At 58.4% G+C, this 5,457-nt stretch carries 4 protein-coding genes and 1 pseudogene; 1 reads left to right on the top strand and 4 read right to left on the bottom strand.

Translation table 11 applies throughout. The annotated features are described in order from the left end of the window. Positions 1-781: pseudogene (locus tag A2Z13_02470) on the top strand (hypothetical protein). Between the two features lie 69 nt (positions 782-850). Here A2Z13_02470 and A2Z13_02465 read toward each other — a convergent pair. From A2Z13_02465 to A2Z13_02450, 4 genes are all read right to left on the bottom strand, one after another. Beyond that, positions 851-1,228, bottom strand: a complete 378-nt coding sequence (locus A2Z13_02465) for a hypothetical protein (GenBank protein ID OGP80258.1) — start codon at positions 1,226-1,228, stop codon at positions 851-853. Between the two features lie 132 nt (positions 1,229-1,360). Continuing rightward, positions 1,361-3,613: a hypothetical protein gene (locus A2Z13_02460; protein ID OGP80256.1), complete on the bottom strand. Its 2,253-nt coding sequence runs from the start codon at positions 3,611-3,613 to the stop codon at positions 1,361-1,363. Continuing rightward, the gene (locus tag A2Z13_02455) at positions 3,610-4,059 is read right to left on the bottom strand and encodes a hypothetical protein (GenBank protein ID OGP80255.1); all 450 of its coding nucleotides are present in this window, start codon (positions 4,057-4,059) and stop codon (positions 3,610-3,612) included. Before A2Z13_02455 ends, A2Z13_02460 begins: the two co-directional genes overlap by 4 nt. Before the next feature lie 392 nt (positions 4,060-4,451). Next, positions 4,452-5,081 (bottom strand): hypothetical protein, encoded by a 630-nt coding sequence (locus A2Z13_02450; protein ID OGP80254.1) that lies wholly within the window; start codon positions 5,079-5,081, stop codon positions 4,452-4,454. Positions 5,082-5,457: the final 376 nt, after the last annotated feature.

Genomic DNA, 5,457 nt, shown 5'->3' with positions numbered 1-5,457 from the left:
GTCCGGAACGTTTCTCCGGGGCGACAGGGAGCCGGCGAGGTTCCAGGAGTTCTGGACCTTCCAATATCGCAACGGCGCCTGGCTCCTGCTGGAAATCGAGCAGACCCGGGAGTCCGACCGGTTGAAGAAGGAGGACTCCGTCGAGTCGTTCACCGACCTTCAGCTGGAGCAGATCGCGGGAAAGCCGTCCGGAGATACGGGTCCGGCGGGCCCCTGGAGCGAAAAAGAGACGGAGAGAAAGGCCGGGAAGATCGAGAGGCTCCTGAACTTCCTCGTCCGGACCGACCGAATCTGGGACCGGGAGGGGATGCTGGCAACCGCCCGCCAGGGGTTCAGCGACCTGTATCTTTCCCGGGAGGCGGGGGCTCTCTCCGACGAGGCGTCCGCCCGGATGTCCCCCGATGCCGCCCGGGAGTTCCGGAAGGCCCTGGAACAGCAAACCAGGGAGGGACTGACGGTGGAGTACCGGAATTTCTGCGTGCGGAAGGTCGACCTGGTGCTCGTGCGGAACTTCTCGGACAACGCCCGGGACAACTACCTGGCAAGGGTGTACGCCCACGCCCAACGGATCGTGAAGCGGCGGGGGAAGGTCGTCCATCAGGACGAGGACGTCGTTCCCTTCGAGGAATACCTCGCGTTCGGGCGACTCGACGGCCGATGGAAGCTCCAGGAGGTGGTGCCGCCCGCCGGAGGCGGGGGCGCGGTTTCGCAGGAAAACCTCGACGAGGACAGCAGCCTCGGTCAGCTCCGCTGGTACTACTCGAAGAAGCGGGCCCTCTGACGATCCCTGTTCATCGGGGAGAAGAGGTTTTCAGGACCCGGATGGTGCGAAGAATGGCGTCCCGGGTCGTTATGGGGCGACGCCAACCGGTTTTCGGTCGGCCAGAGCAAGCCACCCTTTGACGATCCGATAGATGCACCACACCCCGCCCGCGATCAGCAGGGGGATGCCGATGACCGCAAGCATAAGAATCGCCCCCACGATCCCCCACGCGAGGGCGATCCAGAAGGTGCGGATCTGCCAGTGGAAGTGGGACTCCAGGAACGTCCCGCGCACGTCGTCGCGCTTCACGTAGTTCATGATGATCGCGACGATGGCCGTGATGCCGAGGAAAAAGCTCGCCGCGTACAGCGCGTAGATCGCATGGGTCAGCTTGACGAGTGACGGGTCAGCGCTTCCCGCTTCCCCCGCCTGGGGGACGACTCCCGGCGCCGTTGTTTCGGTCATCGAAGTCTCCTCTATTTCGTCCTGCCGTCTCATTTCGGCGAACCGGACCGGTCTTCCCCCTATATTAGCGAAACGGAAATGCGGAGGGAACGTTTACGATGCCGGGGATCGTCAATTCCTCATCCTACACGATTACGAGGGCGTAAGCGGTTTCACCAGGTGAAGTTGCCGGGAAAATTCGGCGGGATCGCTCGTGGGAAGCATGCAGACCCGGTTCTCGCAGACATAGGCGGTAGCCTTCCCGTCGGAAGCCTCTTTCCCTTTCAGAAGCGGGATGAGCCGGGTTGCGTTTTCCCGTTCTTCCCCTTCGGAAACGACCGACAAGACACGGTTCGGTACGAACTGGCTTCGGAACACGTTCAGCAGGGAAGCCGCCTCCTTCTTGTTCCCGCTCGGGACGACGACGAGTACCTGCTTGGGCGCGTCGAGATGGAAATCGACGGCAAGAAGCATCTCGGAAAGGGCGACCGGGTTCGACTGGAGGGTTTCCGCCAGGGACCGGAAAGAACTTTCCGCCCGTTTCCTGTAGCCGTTTCCCGTCGTGAATTCGTAGAGTCGAAGAAGGTTCAGGACGGCCACGGAATTTCCGGAAGGCTCCGCGCCGTCATACGACGGCTTCTCCCGCACCAGCAGGTTCTCGTGGCCTTCGCCGGTCAGGAAATATCCGCCTCGGGCCTTGTCCTCGAAATGGTTCTCCAGGATCCCGTCCAGCGCTACCGCTTTTTCCAGCCATTGCGGATCGCCGGAGGCCTCGTACAGATCGAGGAGCCCGGCGATCAGGAACGCATAGTCTTCCAGAACCCCGAAGTTTTTTCTCTTTCCATCCTTGAAGGTCCGGTAAAGCCGGCCGTCATGGTACAGGTTCTCCAGCAGGAACCGGGCGGCTTGGCCAGCCCGTTCGACGTAGCCGGAATCGTCAAGGACGAGACCGGCGCGCGCATACGCTGAAATCGTCAACCCGTTCCAGGCGGTCAGGATTTTCTCGTCCCTAAGCGGATGGGGGCGGCGGCTTCTCGCCCGGTATAGAAGCTCTTTCGCTTCCGAGAGGATGGCGTCCAGCTTCTCTTCCGAAAGGTTGAGGCTCGTTGCGACGGCCGCAGGGGATTCCGGCGTATGGAGAATCGTACGCCCCTCGAAATTGCCCTTTTCGCTCATTCCATAATACCGGCCGACGATCCGCGACCGTTCCGTACCGAGCGCCGCTTCGAGAGCCGTGGGGGTCCATGTGAAGAAGTACCCTTCTTCCCGCCGGCCGTTCGCAGCGATGCTGTCCGCATCCGTGGCGGAATAGAACGCACCGTCGGGCGCGGTCATGTCCCGTTCGATGAAGCGCAGGGTTTCCCTGGCAATCCGCGCGAAGTCCTTTTCGCCTGTCGCCTGGAAGGCTTCCAGATAGGCGACGACGTGGAGTGCATTGTCGTAGAGCATCTTCTCGAAATGGGGGACAAGCCACTTTTCGTCTGTCGCGTAGCGATGAAATCCTCCTCCCGCCTGGTCGTAGATCCCCCCGGCGGCCATCTTCATGAGGGTTCGCTTGGCCATATCGAGGAAAGCCCGGTCCCCGGTCCGCCTGTGGTAACGGAGCAGAAACCGTATGGGCAGCTGGCTGGGGAACTTCGGCGCCCCGGCAAGTCCTCCGTTCACGGGGTCGAATTGATCCCGGTAAAATTGCGCGGCCCCGGCAAGGATATCGGCGGACGGAAGGTCTTTCCCTCCACCCGGGGACAGGGCCTGCCGGATGAACTTCGTCACGTTGAGGCCGATCTCTGCCACCTGCTCGGGCCGTGATTCGTAGGTCTTCCACAGTTCCTTCAGGAGTCGCAGGAAACCGACCCCCCGTCCCGGGGTGTCGTCCCCGGGGGGGAAATAGGTCCCACCGAAGAAAGGCTGTCTGTCCGGAGTCAGCCAGACGTTCAGCGGCCAGCCGCCGCTTCCTGTAATGCCTTGTACGGCTTTCATGTAGATGGCGTCGACGTCCGGTCGCTCTTCCCGGTCCACCTTGATCGCGATGAAGTGTTCGTTCAGGAACCGGGCGACCTCCTCGTCTTCGAACGACTCCTCTTCCATGACATGGCACCAGTGACAGGTGGAATACCCGATGCTGACGAACACGGGGCGGTGGAGTTCCCTCCCCCGTTCGAACGCCTCATCCCCCCAAGGGTACCAGTTGACGGGGTTGTGCGCGTGCTGGAGCAGGTACGGGCTCGTTTCGAGAAATAGCCGGTTCGTATATTTCGCCCATCCGTCCGGCCGCAGGTGCCTCGTCCTCGGGATATACCCTTCCCCCCTCGTTCTCCTCGCCTGCCTGAACTGTTGAATCAGTTCCGGATCGAACCCGAAAACGCCCGGAAGAGGGCATTCCTCAGATCTGGATTCCCTCGTCATTTCCGTCCCCGAAGGCGAGAGGTCGGTTTTTCGTCGCGGCCGCATGTTCTTGGGATGTCTTTCCGGTCCCGTCCGTTCCCTCCAAAGGGTGACTTCGGGGGGGCCGTTTTTTCCGCCATGGCGAAGGACCGTTCCGTCTCCCCGATGTCCTGGCGGAGGGCGACACCGATTTTCCGAATAGCAGTGTTTTCTCCCTGGGGGGATGATATAGAATCCGCATTATCTTTGGGTTTTTTAGGGACGAACATGGAAAAGAAAATATTCCAGGCAATCATCTTCCTTATATCCCTGCTCTTTGCATCCCCCGGGTATGCTGCGAAAATCTCATGGACCCTTCCGACTTCCTTCGCCAATGGGACCCCCATCGACCCGGCCGAGGTCCAAAAGATCGTAGTGAAGGTGTACACAAGTCCCACGATGACGGGTCCATGGAAATGGATGGCCACGTCATTGCCAGGGGCCTCCTCCGCTACCGTACAGGGGCCTGGGCTCGGAGAAACCCTTTGGTACACATGTACGGCAACGCTCAATGGAGAGGAAAGCGGATACGCGACAGCAGTCAGCAAGACAAATCTTGTCGATGTGGAAAAGATTTTTCTGTTTTTCAGGCGGAAACATATCCCCCATGCGAAAAAGATCGCATCCCTGTTGTTCCTTCTTCTCCTTGCAGGCTTTTTATCGGCGATTCGTTTCCGCAGGAAGAAGGCGGAAGGGAAACGACGATGACGACTTGCTGTCACTCCCCCGAGTCAGGAAGCTCCCAGCGGAAGCCAGGACGTTCAGGTACCGTTTGATTCCTATATTGAATTGATATGTGAAAAAGAAGATACGACCGGGACTAAAGGGTGGAGTCGAGACATCCGATTTTCAGGAACTCGAAAATCCCCTCGGCCTCCCTTGCGGAGATCAGATTCTTCCTGCGATTCATGAAGGCGGGGAGGGCATTCCGATGCATAACCTCCACCCCTCTGATGGTTCCATGCACGCCGACCACCGCATTCGTGAAGAGGATGACGGGCAGAGGCGTTAGTCCCGTGATTCCTCTCCCGATGAGCAGCTCCTGGAGTATCCGACACTCCTCCCGGGCCCGCTTGATCAGGGTCTTATCGGAATCCAGGGAACGGCCGTTTCGGAAGATCTGATCCCCAAGGACCATAACGGTCCCGTTGTGGATCTCCATCTTCAGGACAAAGATCCCTTTCGGGCTGACGAGAATATGGTCGATCAGTGCCCTTCCGGTGCCGAAATCGTGAAGCACGAAAAATCCGGCGGGAAGCCCGTCCAGGAAATTCTCGTTCTTATCCTCAGGGTCCTCCTTTCGCCTTGCCTCGCCCCGGTGAAAATATTTGAAGCCGATCTCTTCCATCCTCTTGACCCAGCCGAGGACCCCCTCGCTGAGGACCGCTGGGAGGATCCGACCGACGGGAATCCTGGTCCCCTTCTTCCTTGCCCCTGCCCCCGTTTGCATGGACTCGCCACCCGAATCTTTGTCTTTCCCCTTTTATCGGAAAGAAAAGGGGGAAACATCAGTCTTTTTTTTCGGCCTCGAGCACCAACCACTCCATCGTTTTCCTCCTGGCTGTCTGGGTTCAGAAAAAAACGATATGGAGGACTTTTTGGGTACAAAATATATAGATATGCATACTTTATTAGTACTTTATACATATTGTATATTACATTTATGTTGTATGGTGAATGGCTTTTTCGTATTTTTATAGATCGTTTTAGATTCTCATAATACATTTATTACAATATTGTATGGCAAGAGGTAGCCCTTTTGTGGGGAATGACATCAAAAAAAGGGGGGGAAAGTGGGGAAGAGGCCTCCGTAACCTCTCTCCATA

Source organism: Deltaproteobacteria bacterium RBG_16_64_85 (assembly GCA_001798885.1).
Lineage (GTDB): Bacteria > Desulfobacterota > Deferrimicrobia > Deferrimicrobiales > Deferrimicrobiaceae > FEB-35.
Note: the sequence above shows the minus strand (reverse complement) of the source record. Positions and strands in the feature narration are given on the sequence as shown.